17 protein-coding genes are annotated in these 14,769 nt (G+C 37.8%); 9 read left to right on the top strand and 8 right to left on the bottom strand.

What is annotated here, in order from left to right:
• The 3 genes from AC058W_RS02360 to AC058W_RS02350 form a co-directional block, all read right to left on the bottom strand.
• A partial coding sequence (locus AC058W_RS02360; RefSeq protein ID WP_479389658.1) for a hypothetical protein occupies positions 1 to 468 on the bottom strand: 468 nt, incomplete at its 3' end.
• Positions 469 to 495: 27 nt separating this feature from the next.
• Positions 496 to 891 (bottom strand): BlaI/MecI/CopY family transcriptional regulator, encoded by a 396-nt coding sequence (locus tag AC058W_RS02355; protein WP_479389657.1) that lies wholly within the window; start codon positions 889 to 891, stop codon positions 496 to 498.
• 42 nt (positions 892 to 933) lie between these two features.
• On the bottom strand, positions 934 to 1,599 hold the full coding sequence (locus AC058W_RS02350) for a hypothetical protein (RefSeq protein ID WP_242986821.1): 666 nt from the start codon (positions 1,597 to 1,599) through the stop codon (positions 934 to 936).
• Between the two features lie 225 nt (positions 1,600 to 1,824).
• On the opposite strand from AC058W_RS02350, the gene AC058W_RS02345 reads away from it, so the two are divergent.
• Positions 1,825 to 2,445 carry a hypothetical protein gene (locus AC058W_RS02345; protein WP_479389656.1) on the top strand — a complete coding sequence of 207 codons (621 nt, stop codon included), beginning with the start codon at positions 1,825 to 1,827 and terminating at the stop codon, positions 2,443 to 2,445.
• Between the two features lie 282 nt (positions 2,446 to 2,727).
• Positions 2,728 to 4,050: a plasmid recombination protein gene (locus tag AC058W_RS02340; protein WP_479389655.1), complete on the top strand. Its 1,323-nt coding sequence runs from the start codon at positions 2,728 to 2,730 to the stop codon at positions 4,048 to 4,050.
• 352 nt (positions 4,051 to 4,402) lie between these two features.
• Here the strand turns inward: AC058W_RS02340 and AC058W_RS02335 are convergent, their stop codons facing one another.
• Positions 4,403 to 4,864 carry a hypothetical protein gene (locus AC058W_RS02335; protein WP_117676711.1) on the bottom strand — a complete coding sequence of 154 codons (462 nt, stop codon included), beginning with the start codon at positions 4,862 to 4,864 and terminating at the stop codon, positions 4,403 to 4,405.
• Positions 4,865 to 5,129: 265 nt separating this feature from the next.
• Between AC058W_RS02335 and AC058W_RS02330 the strand changes: the two genes are divergently transcribed.
• The 5 genes from AC058W_RS02330 to AC058W_RS02310 all read left to right on the top strand — a co-directional run bounded on the left by AC058W_RS02330 (position 5,130) and on the right by AC058W_RS02310 (position 8,181).
• Entirely contained in the window at positions 5,130 to 5,303 is a 174-nt protein-coding gene (locus AC058W_RS02330) for a hypothetical protein (protein ID WP_172730358.1), read from the top strand.
• Positions 5,304 to 5,330: 27 nt separating this feature from the next.
• On the top strand, positions 5,331 to 5,744 hold the full coding sequence (locus AC058W_RS02325) for a DUF6075 family protein (RefSeq protein ID WP_243009631.1): 414 nt from the start codon (positions 5,331 to 5,333) through the stop codon (positions 5,742 to 5,744).
• A 560-nt stretch (positions 5,745 to 6,304) separates the two neighbouring features.
• Entirely contained in the window at positions 6,305 to 6,556 is a 252-nt protein-coding gene (locus AC058W_RS02320; protein WP_025581010.1) for a hypothetical protein, read from the top strand.
• Positions 6,540 to 6,956, top strand: a complete 417-nt coding sequence (locus AC058W_RS02315; protein WP_025581012.1) for a PIN domain-containing protein — start codon at positions 6,540 to 6,542, stop codon at positions 6,954 to 6,956. The genes AC058W_RS02320 and AC058W_RS02315 overlap by 17 nt, the downstream gene beginning before the upstream one ends.
• 277 nt (positions 6,957 to 7,233) lie before the next feature.
• On the top strand, positions 7,234 to 8,181 hold the full coding sequence (locus AC058W_RS02310; RefSeq protein WP_119243040.1) for a DMT family transporter: 948 nt from the start codon (positions 7,234 to 7,236) through the stop codon (positions 8,179 to 8,181).
• A 100-nt stretch (positions 8,182 to 8,281) separates the two neighbouring features.
• Here the strand turns inward: AC058W_RS02310 and AC058W_RS02305 are convergent, their stop codons facing one another.
• Positions 8,282 to 8,494, bottom strand: coding sequence for a FeoA family protein (locus AC058W_RS02305; RefSeq protein ID WP_055199642.1), 213 nt, complete (start codon positions 8,492 to 8,494; stop codon positions 8,282 to 8,284).
• Between the two features lie 360 nt (positions 8,495 to 8,854).
• Positions 8,855 to 9,049, bottom strand: a complete 195-nt coding sequence (locus AC058W_RS02300; RefSeq protein ID WP_055199643.1) for a ribbon-helix-helix domain-containing protein — start codon at positions 9,047 to 9,049, stop codon at positions 8,855 to 8,857.
• Positions 9,050 to 9,377: 328 nt separating this feature from the next.
• On the opposite strand from AC058W_RS02300, the gene AC058W_RS02295 reads away from it, so the two are divergent.
• A complete protein-coding gene (locus AC058W_RS02295) occupies positions 9,378 to 9,683 on the top strand; it encodes a DUF6809 family protein (protein ID WP_117845266.1) in 306 nt (101 codons plus the stop codon).
• Between the two features lie 189 nt (positions 9,684 to 9,872).
• On the opposite strand, the gene AC058W_RS02290 is transcribed toward AC058W_RS02295, so the two are convergent.
• Positions 9,873 to 10,619: a FadR/GntR family transcriptional regulator gene (locus AC058W_RS02290; RefSeq protein WP_117676716.1), complete on the bottom strand. Its 747-nt coding sequence runs from the start codon at positions 10,617 to 10,619 to the stop codon at positions 9,873 to 9,875.
• A gap of 507 nt (positions 10,620 to 11,126) precedes the next feature.
• A complete protein-coding gene (locus AC058W_RS02285; protein WP_118591256.1) occupies positions 11,127 to 12,857 on the bottom strand; it encodes an ABC-ATPase domain-containing protein in 1,731 nt (576 codons plus the stop codon).
• 374 nt (positions 12,858 to 13,231) lie between these two features.
• Between AC058W_RS02285 and AC058W_RS02280 the strand changes: the two genes are divergently transcribed.
• Positions 13,232 to 14,623: an aminopeptidase gene (locus AC058W_RS02280; protein ID WP_118137681.1), complete on the top strand. Its 1,392-nt coding sequence runs from the start codon at positions 13,232 to 13,234 to the stop codon at positions 14,621 to 14,623.
• The last annotated feature ends 146 nt before the right edge of the window (positions 14,624 to 14,769 follow it).

The raw sequence follows: 14,769 nt of genomic DNA, 5'->3' as shown, positions 1-14,769 counted from the left end.
TGTAACTTTGTGCTGTAACTGCATTTCCTGTGATAACATTTCTACGATTTTTATGATTTCAGGATCTGACAACACATTTTGTGAAATTTTTCGGTGAAATCTGGAAAAATTGATTGCCTTATAAAAAATTATTATACTTAAGGAACAAATCCATAATCCTATAAATATTTTCTGTAAAGATCCCACGGAATTTAAATAAAATCCAGTAGATGTCTGAACGATTTTTCCGGTTAAAGAAATTACAACATTTCCATTTAAAGGCTTTGGAGTACTAAAATACCGATGATAAATAAAATACTTCAACAGTGGAAAAGGAACTAAACAAAGAAGCAGACAATATTTTAAACATCTATATCGAAACCTGGCTGAAATATAATTATCAAAAATGGTAGATAATGCTATATAAATAATAAAAGGAAAGGTTCCGGCGGCAGACATGGCAATTAATAATAAAATCAGGCTCTTCATAATCCACACCTCATTCTTGGCAGAGTATTAATCGCAAGTATTATTGTTAATAATATTTTTCAGTTCTTCAATACCTGACTCTGACAATTTTGTGTTGTACGTTAATGAAACCAGCAGATCTGAAATAGAACCATTGAAAGTATTATCTACAAAATCTGTAGCATATTTATGTGCTAATTCCTGTTCCGTAAGTTCAGGATAATAGGAACGTTTACACTTATAGCCCTTTCCTTCCGAATGAAGAATCCCTTTTTTCACAAGACGAGTTAAATAAGTGTGTAAAGTTGGTTGAGCCCAACCATAATGTAATTCCGTATTACAATATTTTTCCACTTCAGAAAAAGAAACAGGAGCATTGGTGTTCCAAAAATATTTCATTAGATTATATTCCATTTTCGATAAACCATAGTATGTATCACTCATAAGATTCCTCCAATCAATTAATATTTTATTTTCATTATATTTCTATGATATCCACCATGTTCCATCTGGGTGTTGCTGTAAGGAACCAATCGTTTCTGATAAAACATTTCCCTTAAAATCTCTTACAATCATTTTTTCATAATATTTATATTCTTCGGTTGCACAATTGTTATCATCGTCCCAGCCTTCTTCTACCCAGGCAGAGAGATACACTTTTCCGTCTACTATCATACGTACACTCTCATTAAGAGTTGTGGGAAATCTAAAACTTTCTGGATAGTAGCTGACAAACTCATCATCTTCACTTGTAATGTAAATATCCTCTCCGATAATACGCAGATTATAAAGGTCTACATCCGCTATATTAAATTGTATAATCAACTCTGGAATTTTATCTGGAAGATATCTGAAGAGAGTAATTTTCCCACTATTATAATCTCCTTGTAAAAACCAAAAAAAATTCTTTAAATAAACAGGTGGGCCATATAATACATTCCTCTGTTTTTGAAATGGTTCATAAATTTTACCATTATTGTAATCATAAAAAGAAATAATTGAACCTTGATACCCACCTTTTTTTGACCATTCAATCATATCATAAAAGTCTGTTGTATCACTCATTGAATATCCGATACGAGATTGACCTGAAATTTCTTCGATATATTTTCCTGACACAACTTCAAAACGATTAAGTTTTATAACAATCACCTTCTTATAGCTAAATTTCGATTTACCCATTTATAGTATAGTATATAAATGTACATGAAATGTCAATAAATATATTACATGAATGTAGAATAATTTTATTGACATCATTGTAGAATAATGATATTCTATAACCAAACAGAAACAAGTATAAAAGTAGTACTATCAGTTTTTTTGCAGCGAAAGGAATATTTTAACAAACTGCCAAATTTAGAAAGAGGTGATTTTATGTTGAGACAACATAAAAAAATTACAGCAGTTGTAGGGTTGACTATAAGTGCCTTGATGATTTCATCTGCATGCTATGCTCAGGATGATCCGAATGATGGATATGTTATTCACTATGACTTTGAAACTCAGGAAACTACTTATTATGGTTACGACAAAGAAAATCATGAATTTTACGAAGTAGATGATTATGTTGAACCTGATCGTACAGCCAGTGATGGAACTGCTGATATTGCTGATGCTCCAGATGAGATGGAGGGAGTAGATCCGGGAAATATTTATGTGGATAATCAGTCAATAAAAGAAGACGTTGATAATCCATATACAATTCTTCTTTTCAGTGGAAGTATGCCAACTGTATACAAATATAACAAAGAACAACCAGACGATCCATGGACTGTTGTAAGTCAGGAAAAAGTAAACTTGTTAGAAGGTAAGGTAAATAAAGTATCAAAATCCTACTTGATTTTTACAGATCAAAATAATGATGATATTAAAGTAAAAATCAAGAAGGATGAGCGGTGGCATCCAGGTGATGAAATTAAAGTGTTCGGCTTAACGAAAACGAAAGATGGAAAGGTTAAGCTTGCAAAGCAGTATGGATATTATAAGGTTGAATAATATATTAGGAAAAGAACACACATTAATAGAGTAAAATATATGAAAAAGGTCTTGGAACTTTTACAGTTTCAGGGCTTTTTTCTTTTGGGTAAATTCTTGGCATATTGTTAAGCGTGAAAAGTAGTGGACTTTTTGGATTGTAACTGCCGGATTTGAGCGACTAATGGCTTGCCATTAGTCGTATTGGGTTACTACTTTTGACAGAGAAAACATTGAATTGGGAGACCGAACTCTGGAGAGAGGATACGGTCGGGAGGAAGCAGGGAAGGAGAGAGTGACTATATGCCTAAGACTGTGAGTGTGCATAATGGCAGCGCAGCAAATCGAGAGCATAACCGGCGTAATCCCAGAACAACCGGTCAGATGCCATATATACAGCAGGATCTTGTTCATCATAATGAGACATGGATAGATATTCCTGTCCGAGAAGCCTATAAGCAGATTTTCCAGACTGCAGTCGATGATTACAATCGTCGTCAGTCAAGACCAGAGAGGAAGATTAGAGATTATTACAATCAGATTAGGAAATCAGCTAAGAAACATACCGCCTATGAGCTGATTATCCAGATTGGAGATAAGAATGACACCGGCTTGTCGGCAGACAATGAGATTGCCTGTCTCCGAGAATATTATAATAATTGGCAGCAGCGTAATCCTAATCTTTTTCTGTGTGGGGCATATCTGCATCGGGATGAGTCTACAGTCCACCTGCATATGGACTATATCCCAGTGGCACATGGATATACCAGAGGGATGTGTATCCAAAACGGACTGGTACGGGCGTTGGGCGAACAGGGATTCTTCAAAGAAGGCAGACAGACTGCTCAAATTTTATGGGAGAAGCGCGAACGACAAGAACTGGAACGTATTGCCCGGGATCATGGCATTGATATCTATCATCCGGATGGTGAGAAGAGACATCACCTGGATACGGAGATATACAAGCTTACGCAGGAAATTTCGCGTCAGCATATAGAATTAGACCAAAATGCGAATGACCTTAAGACAGGAAAACAGGCCCTTGATGATGTCCAAAATGCATTATCTGCAGATAGACAGGAATATACCATGCTCCGGCAGCAGCTTAGTAATGCCAGAAGAGCGATAGATGTTTATGAAAAGTTGAAACAGGAGTATGGGAGTCTACAGGATTCTTACAGAGAACTGCAAAATCAACATAATCAACTTATACAGGCAACTACTATAATCAAGGGTACGAGTAGAGAAGAGGTACCTCATCGTCGTTCTATTGTGAGTGGTAATTATAGTGTTCCGGAAGATGAGTACAAGTTGTTGTTGTCTGACCATCAGATTGCTGATACATACCGTAGAGAATTGGCAAAATACCAGCAGCAGATAGAGAGGCTGGCAGAGAAAAATCAGAAATTAGCAGAAAGTCGTGATATATACCAGGATGAACATTTGTATTTGAGAGAAAAATTGTTAGAGGTTAATAGATATCTTAATATGGTTGGATTGTTAGATGATTATAATGATTATCATCAGGAGCAGGAACGACAGAGGAATGCAGACATAACGGAACAGATTAGTTATGATGTTTCAGATCGGGCGGAAAATTTTGCGGAATGGGAACCGGAACGTTAGGCATTGATTTTTCCGTGTCAGAACTGGGAATGTATATAACAGGATATAATAATTATGACACATGGGAGTGCATCGAGAGAAACTCACTTAGAGTAATGCGCTCTTGTACTCACTTCGAGGTGTCAATCCTTTCGTTTTATCTCCTGGTGTATTTTTCTTCCAGACACCAGGAGAGTTTTAAGATTTTTGCATTACGCGAAAAAATATGATGGTCCCGTGGATTAGCCCCCGGAAAATAAAATATAAGCCAAAAAAGTGAATTCGAATTCACTTTTTGGTAGGCGACTGTATATTTACATAATGTAGAAAGAGACGGCTTCATTAATTTTTAAATGCAGTCTCTTTTTTGGTGTTATGAGAGTTCGGAAAATAATTCATTTTTATATTTATAAAATGTGTTTCGCGAAATTGCGAGGATATCTATAATTTCTCGGTCACACATATTTCCGTCAAAGGCTTTAGACATTTTTTTGATAAGTGGTTTCATCGCTTTGGATTTTTTTGTGGTCAATCGGCTACCTTTGACCTGACCAATCTGTTTTTGCTTGGCAGGGGGAAGAAACGGATTATCACGTTGGACAATCTTAATTCCTTCTGAAATACGTTGGTGCAGATCTGTAACTTCCTTTTCGGATTGTTGAAATGCGATGCGTATTTTTTCGAGAGTTTCTTCGTCTTGAAATACGGTGATGGCATCTAATACAGATTGGATTAGATTATCTATAGATTTTTTACCAGTATGAGCTATCTCATATTTTCGATTTTGCATGCGTTTATAATATTCGGTGTTGATATGTGGCTCTTTTATAAACATTAAATCAACGCCTTGATGAAGTAGCTGCATGTAATGGTGCAATGATACATTCGGTAGACGGTATTCAACCAAGGGATTTGTTATGGCGATTAAAGTGTACCAGAAGTATGATGACAGAGGGGCTCTTGAGCAAATATGTATATAAATATAATTCTGAAAAAAAGCAGTTAGAGCAAATGTATCTGTAGAAAATGTATTGTAGATTGAAAGAAAGCTGTATCTTTGATGATGCAGCTTTTTAAAAAGAAAGTTGAGAAATGTGGAAATGATTAAAATCAGATTAATGGGGGAAAGAGAAGAGATAAAGATCATAATTGAAAACATTAGTCATATTAATGATGTTAGAATTTTGTCCCTGTCAGATTTCTATGCCAATAGAGGAGGGGCAAGTGATTATGGAAGAATCTATATGGAAGTGGAGAAAAAAGATGCTGTGTAATGTTATATGGAAAGGAAGGGTATAGGAATGAAAGGCAAAATGTTAAAAGAAGTACAATTTGTGGATGACGAACATGAAAAATTTTTCTTGGATAATATTGTAAGATGCAGATATGAGGAGGTGTATCATCATGCCCTGATATATTGTCTGGGAATTAGCGAGACTACGCGAAGGAATATAGACAGTATTTATGATTTTGCAACAGGATGCATTAAAACAGAATGTCTTTGTGAAGACTGGCAGACGAGCGGGAGTATTAGAATTGTAAGATTAGCATTTTGTCTATATTGTGAAGGAACACCGAGTGTAAATGATATGGAGGATGTGGATTCTAAGTTGGCAGAATGTAGAGAATACACAGTAGGACAGATTTTCTGCTGCGAATATGCTAAATATTTTTTGGAAGCGATTAAATTAAGATATCCGGAATATTGCTTATGATTATTTGGTCGTGGATAAAATGTGAGTATTGTCACAAAGAGGTATAAAAGAGTTGCTTTTTTCGCTGAATTGAATATACTTATAAGCAGGAATAGAAATGTTCTCGATGTAAGAGCATCGTTAAAAGTTGGGTTGCAGATGGAGCAGGGTAACTTTCCATTTCATTAGATGTTTTATCTGGACATCGAGCCTGGCAGCTTGGATAAAGCTGTAGTCCACGTGGGGGACTTAATGATTTCCACGTCGTTATGGGTATCTTAACTGGATGCCGAGGCTGACAACCAGCAGAAAACTCTTTATAAATGGATTTTCAGAGGAGTGTGGGTAGAAACCATGCTCCTTTTTATTAATTATGAAAGATGAAAGAGTAAAAAATATTAGAAATATTATTTAGTTCAAGATTAGCTTAATATAGTCTAAATAAATAGAGAGATAATATGATATATACGCACCGCATAGTTTTCTTTATACAAATTTTATAGAATATTTTTTGTGAGAATGCTATACTGTAAGTAGTAATAGGAAAGAAATATAATATGTAATGAAAGGGGTAATATATAATGGAAGTTGTTCGTAAAATTGTAGATGCAAAAAAATTGATGTCTGTGATTCCATTGCCAGAGACTATGCGTAACAGGCGAGTGGAAGTCATTGTATTACCTGCTGAGGAACAGAAAGTTTCTGAGAATTTAAAGAAGAGTGGCAATATAGAATCTTTAGTGGATTCATTAGTAGGAGTTATTCGGGACACGGGTATGACACTGGAGGATTATCGCGCTGAAAGGCTGGGAAAGTATGAGAATCTTGATTGATACAAATGTAATATTGGATGTGTTGTTGAAACGATCTCCATTTTACGAAACAGCGATAGAAGTTTTAAAGTTATCGGCAAGAGATGATATTCAGGAATTTGTTTCAGCTTCAGCAATTACAGATATTTACTACATTGCATATAAGAATTTAAGAGATAAGGCAGCAGTAAGAGAGCTTCTGAAAAAACTGCTTTTGATTGTGTCCGTGGCAGGTGTTTCGGAGGAAGAAATCCAAAAAGCACTGGAATTGGAATGGAACGATTTTGAGGATTCTGTACAGTATTCAGTAGCAGCACTAAATGAGATGGATGGAATAATTACTCGAAATGTAAAGGATTATTCATCAGCAGAAATGCAGGTATGGGAACCGGCTCAGTTTCTTGAAAAAACAAAGTGCTGATTTGCTTACACTTTTGATTACACTCAAAAGAAGGTGTGCTGAACCCTCCTGTTTTTCTAGGTTTGCAGACCTGAATTCCGGTTCGATTCCGGTCTGCGGCATGATTTTAAGTGAGAGAAACGTTGTAAAATCAACGTTTCTCTTATTTTTTTCTTATAGGTTTTGAACACACTTGAATCAAGTGAATTCCATGCTTCGATAAAAGGGCAACAATTATCTGAGAATCTGTGTTAGAATAAAGATAATAAGAGATAAACAGAAAGAGAGAAACGAAGTAATGTCACAAAAACAAAACACGTTAACAAGAACAGGAATCGTAGCACTTCTTGCCTGTGTATGCTGCATTTTATGGGGAAGTGCAATTCCGGTGATCAAGACGGGATATAGCTTGATGAATGTAGATTCCGCAGACACTGCCAGTCAGATCGTATTTGCCGGAATTAGATTTACATTGGCAGGAATTCTGGTTCTGATTTTTGCATCTGTTCGTGAGAAAAAGATTATGATCCCGGACAGGGAAATCCTGAAATATGCTGTGCCGGTATGTCTGGCTCAGACAGTAGGACAGTATTTTTTCTTTTATATAGGCGTTGCGCATACGTCCGGAGTTAAAGGTGCTATCATTACCGGGCTTGGAAATTTTATCGCAATTTTATTGTCCTGTCTGGTTTTTCGAAAAGAACGTATGACGGGGAGAAAAATTGCAGGCTGTGTACTGGGATTTGCAGGAGTTGTAGTAATTAATCTTATGGGAAATTCTCTTGATATGGGATTTAAGCTGATAGGAGAAGGATTCATTCTGATTGCACAGCTTTCCTATGGAATCTCTACGGTACTGATCAATCTTTTTTCCAGAAAAGTCTCTCCGGTGGTATTGAGCGGAACCCAGTTTACGATGGGAGGGATTGTCCTGACATTGATTGGTATCGGAATGGGAGGTCATTTGGGAAATGTTACAGTGGGAGGTGTGGCTATCATCTTTTATCTGGCAATGGTTTCTGCGGTGGCTTATACACTCTGGTCGGTTCTGCTTGCATGGAACGATGTCTCGAAAGTTGCTATTTTTGGATTTGTCAATCCGTTGTGCAGTGTGATATTGTCCGCATTGATACTTGGAGAGGTAAAGCAGGCATTCAATATCGGAAGTCTGGTGGCTCTGATCCTGGTTTGTGCCGGAATTTATATTGTCAATGCGAAGGTAAAAGACTCGAAAAGGGAAATATAAAACCATGTAAGCAAAAGGGGTTGTTTTGAAGATGTAATTCAGCGATATCCCATAAACAAGTATAAAAAAATGAAGCAGACAAAACATCTGCTTCATTTTTTTATACTTGTATTCTGTCTGCAACTTCGTTTCCCAGAACGATTTTTCGATTAGCGGAAGAAATGATCAGAGAGTCGTGGAATTTCTGAAGGACGCGGATCGTACTGCCTTCATGAATGTCCATATCGTTCATAGCTTTCATAACTTCTGGCAGTCCGAACATCCATTTGATCGTATAAGTGCTTCCCTGACTGGATTTTGATAATGAATGCATAAAAACAACCTCCTTGCATAGAAATAAGGCGGGTAATTAAAATTTACCTGGTGTCAGGTATTTGTCATACCTGAAATTGACAGAGACACATGGAAACGGATTACCATAAAATTACTAAAAGTTAATATCAGATAATTTGTTTCTTAAGTTTTAATAATTGTATAACTGTAAGTGCCAGTTCGTCAATTATAACATTATTCTATGCAATATCTGAATAATCCTTCATTTATTCAGATATTTCAGGCTGACTGAGGCTTTTTTATCTGTGCAATCAGATTCGCAGACAAGTGGATGATATAGTTATTTCGATAGATCAGGTAAGTCCCTGGATTCAATTCCGGATATCCGATTACTCGAAAGTTATTCTACGAATTTCAGATTTTCCAGAGCATAGCGGAGTGCCATGCACATCAGTTCATTTCTCGAACGTCCGCTTTTTGCAGATAATTTATCATATTCTTCCTGAAGTTCACGTTCAAGTCGGATGGTCATAGTAATAGATTTATCCTCTTTTTTATCAGTATATTTTGGCCGGACAATAAAATCTTTTGTCATGATTATACCTCCTATAATATAAAGTATAATTACAAGGCATTGACATTGATATATCACAAAACTATAATACATATATGTAACACGATGCAAAAGAAAAAGCATTGCCATAGGTTTATATGCTACAAAAGAGGGGAATATTATAATTAGTGTAGCAGTAGATTTCCGGAATAATTTTACGTTTAAATTTCTTATTTCCGCATTACCATTGGTTGTTATAGCTACCACTACGTCTTGAAATAAAAATTTATCCGGAAAGATTATTTCAAGAATCAACTTGTTAGTACACTGATGATTAGCTGGGATTAATTTTTAGAGAGTTAGAAGAATAATGAAAAGTATAATTCAGAAATTGTACAATCTGTACATGGAAGAAAATGACAGGACAGACATTGAGAGGCTGAGAACACAGGGCGATGATCTGTGTAAAAAGAAAAGAGAGGATGCCTATCAGTCATACCAGAAACTACGCTCCAGGCTGACAGGAGAACTGGCAGAGGAACTGGACGTACTGATGGATAAACATCTGGAAATATTTCCACAGGAATTGGAAAACAGTTTTGAGGCAGGATTTAAAACAGGAGCAAAATTGATGTGTGAAATTTTTTCAGAAGAAGCAGAGACAATAAAGAGATAAGGTTCGTTCCGTGACCAATGACAAGAAAGACAAAAGCTTATAGATTTGCAGACAGATGCCCGTGGAGAGATCCGCGGGCATTTGTCTGAGGAAAAACGTTAGTTATTCGTAACTGTTCAGTTCCCTGCTGATAGCAGACTGCTGAATAGTTACAGCTATTCAATAAATCGTGATTGCGTTTTTGTTACTTTAGACAGTCGCAGGAGATTTATCCTTATCAGCAGTTGCAAGAGTATTAAATGGAATCTCATTTAAAAGCCGCTCAATCGTATGCATATGCTCATTCATAATTTTTTCTGCAAGAGGTGCATCTTTGTCAGTTATTGCATGAACAAGTCGTGTGTGCTGAGAATCAATTTCAGGTGCATCGTTGTTCTTTTTCATAAAATAAGAACGTATTCCGGTAATCATGTTTTCTGTAAGCTGGGCAGAAGCATTCAACACGCTCAGGATTAATGGATTTGCAGAAATCTGTGCAATTTTCATATGCAGATCACGATCCAGATCACCGCGGACTTTTTCATCCTGGGTGCTGTCCAGTTTGGCAATAATAAGCTGGAGTTCAGCTGCATCTAATGGTGTACAGTTTTGGGCTGCGAGAAATGCAGCTTTACTTTCCAGTGCACCTCGAAGCTGCAGGGCATCCTGAATTTTACTGTTATACATCTGAAACAGGATAGATAATGGCTCAGTAAGACAGTTGCGGAGATCTGCTGCAATATAATTAGCGCCGCCATGTACGCTGACGGTAATCCCCAGCAGGGAAAGTGCTTTCAGAACTTCACGTAAAGCAGGTCTGGAAATCCCGAATTCTTCAGCCAGAATACGTTCCGCCGGAAGAGCATCTCCCGGTTTCAGTTCTCCGGTCTGGATTTTCTCGATGATTTGTTTGAGAACATCATTGAATGTGCTGGTTTTATCTATTTTTCTAAACATCTATTTTCCTCTTTCTTTATCCTTTTGTCATACAGCGGAATGCACGTATATTTATTATTATAACTTATAAAAACACAGATGCAACTGATTCTTTTTGAATTTATTGTGTCTGTTTAGTTACTGTTCACTGGTAATATCCCGCGAGGTGTTTTTTGTGAGCGAAGGTCACCTACAGGACCTGCCACTGGCAGCTTCTTACGGATGCATGGAAACTTTGCGGTATATTTTGCAGAAAGCCTTTTTCAAACACACTCTAAGACAAAGGATTTTGACATAAACTTGCAAAAAGTTATAACTTATTTATAAATTTTATAATTTTATTAGAAATTAGACAAATTTCTCTCACATTTATACGTTATGATATTTACATCTTAAGGAGATGACAGACCTTAAGAAAAAATCTTTCCTTTCCCTAAAAAGTGTAAAATGAACAGTAGATCACCGCTCAACCGACAAGATCGCCGGAGGGGCGGTGATTTTATTTTATAAGAACCCTGTGCTGAGTTCTTATGAACGTCTGTAACGGTTGAAGCAGGCGTAGATTTCCTGAGAACGTGGGACGGCATAGCCACAGGAAATTTTATGATTGTCTGCGAAGAAAGCCAAACCGTTTTGAGTCAGATTTTTTTGCAGGAATTCTACGATTTCAGGAAGTGTTCTTTTTCCATCAATCAGGTGTTCTACCGCATATTTCAGAAGGAGACTTAAAGCGGCAGTTTGTTCTGTATCGATCAGCTGCTCGATATAGCGAAGATCGATTTCCTGCCGGCCAAGAGAGAATCCGTCTGTTTTGGAGACTTTGGTTTTTAAACGTTCAGGTCTGTCATTATTGTGCTGGTGTCTGTTACGCTGTGAAGAACCAGAAGATTGCACTGCTTTCGTCATTATACGGTGACTTTCTGGAATGCGAAATTCCGGAACCGGAACATTCGCCAGAGGATATTGGCCGCATAATGATTTGACAGAAGCGGTAATGTCCTTGGGTATATAATTGTCCATCTGAATGACTGTGTCTGCAATATGAAAGAATGCTCCGGAACTTCCAGCTACCAGTATGGTAGAAATACCTGCTTTTTCATAAAGGTCACGTGCACGCTCAAGGAAAGGAGTGATTGGCTCTTTATCCCGTTGAATGACTTGCTGCATAAAGGCGTCCCGTACCATAAAATTAGTGGCAGAAGTATCTTCATCAAGAAGGAAAAGCTGGCTTTTTGCTTCCATACTTTCTACGATTCCGGCCGCCTGGGAAGTACTTCCGCTGGCGTCCAGTGTGGAAAAACAATGGGTATCTTTTTTATTTGGAAGGTCATTGATGAAGAGAGAAATATCGACATCTTTGATAAAACGGCCTTCCTCAGAACGAAGCTTAACAGCTGTGTTATCTGTGATTACATATTCGCGTCCATCTCCTGGGATATGATTATATACGCCAAGTTCAAGCGCATTCAGAAGAGTAGATTTGCCATGATAACCACCGCCTACGATCAAAGTGATTCCCTTTGGAATTCCCATTCCTGTGATTGTTCCTTGGTGTGGAAGCTCCATGGAAATACGCAGACTTTCAGGAGAATTGAAAGGGATGGAATCCTTCATAGGGCGGGAAGAAATGCCGCTTTCTCTGGGAAGAATAGCACCATCAGCTACAAATGCGCAGAGATTTCGGCAGGACAATTCATGACGGATGAATTCCTGATCTTCGGCAAGCTGCATATAATTTAACAGGTTCTGTGCATCAAGACTGCAATAGAAGAAAGACTTGCGAACACATACAGGCAGGAAATCAAAAAGAATTTTTTCCAGTTCTGTGGCGTTAATGGTACGTCCATTGGCAGGAAAGCCTACAAAGAAACGGACGGTTATGCCTTTTTCATTGATTTCACACGCTGTTCGGGAAAGAATTTCCTGATCGCAGTGGCTTACTGTGATAAGACCGCTTTTACCGGAGCCTTTTGCACGGAAACTAAAGTGGCTGACCTGTTTTTCAAACTGGCGGGTGAGGTAGTCACAAAGAGTTGTTCTGGAGAGAAAATTTTTACAATATTCTTTCGGAAAGCGGGCATCTGTGTGGGAAATCTGGACGCTTACGTGAGAAGGGGATGCAAAAGGATCACCCTGTACATGGTCGATGGAAAGAAGATAATTTCCGAAATGATAGACACCTTTCAGAGCTTTGTAGGCTGGATAACTTTTTCTGTTTATGGAATGAAGCTGCTGACGCAGCTCTTCTGAATTATTCATGTGGAAACCTCCTGAATTAATTGATAGATTGTTATTTTTTACACGCTGTTATTCAGCAGAGTGTTTTGACATGTATATGCCAAAATTCCAAGATATACAAGCCTCAATTCCATTGTTGCTGCAAGCGATCTGGAATTAGGGATACATTATTGAGAAACGAAGTGAACAGCTATGTAGAATCTAAATATAACTATAATAGAAGCTAAGAAGATTGTCCAGACACAGGAAGTTAGGAATAAAAAACTTTTTGAGCTTAACATCATTGTATGGAAAAATTAAGAAGGATGTTTTATAATAGAAAAAGCAATACTAGAGTCAGATAGTTGCCGAAAAAATAAACGGCGGCAACGTCAGATAGAAAGGCGGAATCATAAATGGAACGTAGAAATGCATGGCTTTCTTATACAGAAGCAGAAGAAAAAGAATTAGAAAAGACTGCGAAAGCATATCGAAACTTTCTTAATGTAGGTAAGACAGAACGCGAATGCGTGACACAGATCGTGAAAGAAGCCCGCGAAGCAGGTTATGAATCTCTGGAAGAAAAGACTGCAAAGGGTGAGAAACTGAAAGCCGGAGATAAAATTTATACAGTAGGAATGAAGAAAATCGTTGCGCTTTTCCATATCGGTCAGGATGATATTGAAGAGGGAATGAACATTCTGGGTGCACATATCGATTCTCCGCGTCTTGATGTAAAACAGAATCCTCTCTATGAAGATACAGACCTCGCATATCTGGATACTCATTACTATGGAGGTGTTAAGAAATACCAGTGGGTAACACTTCCACTTGCAATCCATGGAGTAGTAGTAAAGAAAGACGGAAGTGTAGCAGAGGTAAATATTGGTGAAGATGAAGAAGATCCAATCGTATATATTACAGACCTTCTGATCCATCTGGCAGGAAAGCAGATGCAGAAAAAAGCTGCCGAAGTAATTGAGGGAGAGAATCTTGATATTCTGATCGGAAGCAGACCATTAAAGGATCTTCCGGATGATAAGAAGAAAGAGGCAGTGAAACAGAATGTACTGAATATCCTCAAAGAGAAATATGCCATAGAAGAAGAGGATTTCCTTTCTGCTGAACTTGAAATCGTACCGGCAGGTAAGGCAAGAGAGTGTGGCCTTGACAGAAGTATGATCGCGGCTTACGGCCAGGACGACAGAGTCTGCGCGTATACTTCTCTGCTTGCAATGCTTGAAATGGAAGCACCGAAACGCACCTCATGCTGTCTGCTCGTAGACAAAGAAGAAATCGGAAGCGTAGGTGCAACAGGAATGCAGTCCCGTTTCTTTGAGAATGCAGTGGCAGAACTTCTGGATGCAATGGGCTGCTACAGTGAGCTGAAACTAAGAAGAGCGATGAGGAATTCCAGCATGCTTTCCTCCGATGTAAGCGCGGGTTATGATCCTTCTTATGGAGAAGCATTTGAGAAAAAGAATGCCGCTTATCTGGGAAGAGGTATCGTACTGAATAAATTTACCGGAGCAAGAGGTAAATCCGGATCAAATGATGCAAATGCAGAATATGTGGCAAGAGTAAGAAACATTTTTGATACTCATGAAATCGCATTCCAGACTGCTGAGCTTGGTAAAGTAGATGTAGGTGGTGGCGGAACAATCGCATATATCGCAGCTTTATATGGAATGGAAGTAATCGACAGCGGTGTTGCGGTACTGAGCATGCATGCGCCTTGGGAAGTAACGAGCAAAGCAGATGTTTATGAAGCGAAGAAAGCGTATAAGGCATTTTTACTGGATGCATAAAAATATGAAGAAAATGCAGTTTTTGTTTCGTTTATAGTTAACAGAGACTTGCTGATTCCACAGAAAAGGACAGAACTTTTTGGAAAATTAAGGATCTGTCCTTTTCTTTATAGCAATTTCAGAAAATACTGTAATTAATCCAGCCC

The organism is Blautia sp. CGZ-1-C1 (genome assembly GCF_056504575.1).
Note: the sequence above shows the minus strand (reverse complement) of the source record. Positions and strands in the feature narration are given on the sequence as shown.

Excerpts from the sequence above, each read along its gene's own strand:
- AC058W_RS02355 (WP_479389657.1), bottom strand. The coding sequence starts at position 891 with ATGAGTGATACATACTATGGTTTATCGAAAATGGAATATAATCTAATG.
- AC058W_RS02345 (WP_479389656.1), top strand. The coding sequence starts at position 1,825 with ATGTTGAGACAACATAAAAAAATTACAGCAGTTGTAGGGTTGACTATA.
- AC058W_RS02340 (WP_479389655.1), top strand. The coding sequence starts at position 2,728 with ATGCCTAAGACTGTGAGTGTGCATAATGGCAGCGCAGCAAATCGAGAG.
- AC058W_RS02335 (WP_117676711.1), bottom strand. The coding sequence starts at position 4,864 with ATGTTTATAAAAGAGCCACATATCAACACCGAATATTATAAACGCATG.
- AC058W_RS02330 (WP_172730358.1), top strand. The coding sequence starts at position 5,130 with ATGATTAAAATCAGATTAATGGGGGAAAGAGAAGAGATAAAGATCATA.
- AC058W_RS02325 (WP_243009631.1), top strand. The coding sequence starts at position 5,331 with ATGAAAGGCAAAATGTTAAAAGAAGTACAATTTGTGGATGACGAACAT.
- AC058W_RS02320 (WP_025581010.1), top strand. The coding sequence starts at position 6,305 with ATGGAAGTTGTTCGTAAAATTGTAGATGCAAAAAAATTGATGTCTGTG.
- AC058W_RS02315 (WP_025581012.1), top strand. The coding sequence starts at position 6,540 with ATGAGAATCTTGATTGATACAAATGTAATATTGGATGTGTTGTTGAAA.
- AC058W_RS02310 (WP_119243040.1), top strand. The coding sequence starts at position 7,234 with ATGTCACAAAAACAAAACACGTTAACAAGAACAGGAATCGTAGCACTT.
- AC058W_RS02305 (WP_055199642.1), bottom strand. The coding sequence starts at position 8,494 with ATGCATTCATTATCAAAATCCAGTCAGGGAAGCACTTATACGATCAAA.
- AC058W_RS02300 (WP_055199643.1), bottom strand. The coding sequence starts at position 9,049 with ATGACAAAAGATTTTATTGTCCGGCCAAAATATACTGATAAAAAAGAG.
- AC058W_RS02295 (WP_117845266.1), top strand. The coding sequence starts at position 9,378 with ATGAAAAGTATAATTCAGAAATTGTACAATCTGTACATGGAAGAAAAT.
- AC058W_RS02290 (WP_117676716.1), bottom strand. The coding sequence starts at position 10,619 with ATGTTTAGAAAAATAGATAAAACCAGCACATTCAATGATGTTCTCAAA.
- AC058W_RS02285 (WP_118591256.1), bottom strand. The coding sequence starts at position 12,857 with ATGAATAATTCAGAAGAGCTGCGTCAGCAGCTTCATTCCATAAACAGA.
- AC058W_RS02280 (WP_118137681.1), top strand. The coding sequence starts at position 13,232 with ATGGAACGTAGAAATGCATGGCTTTCTTATACAGAAGCAGAAGAAAAA.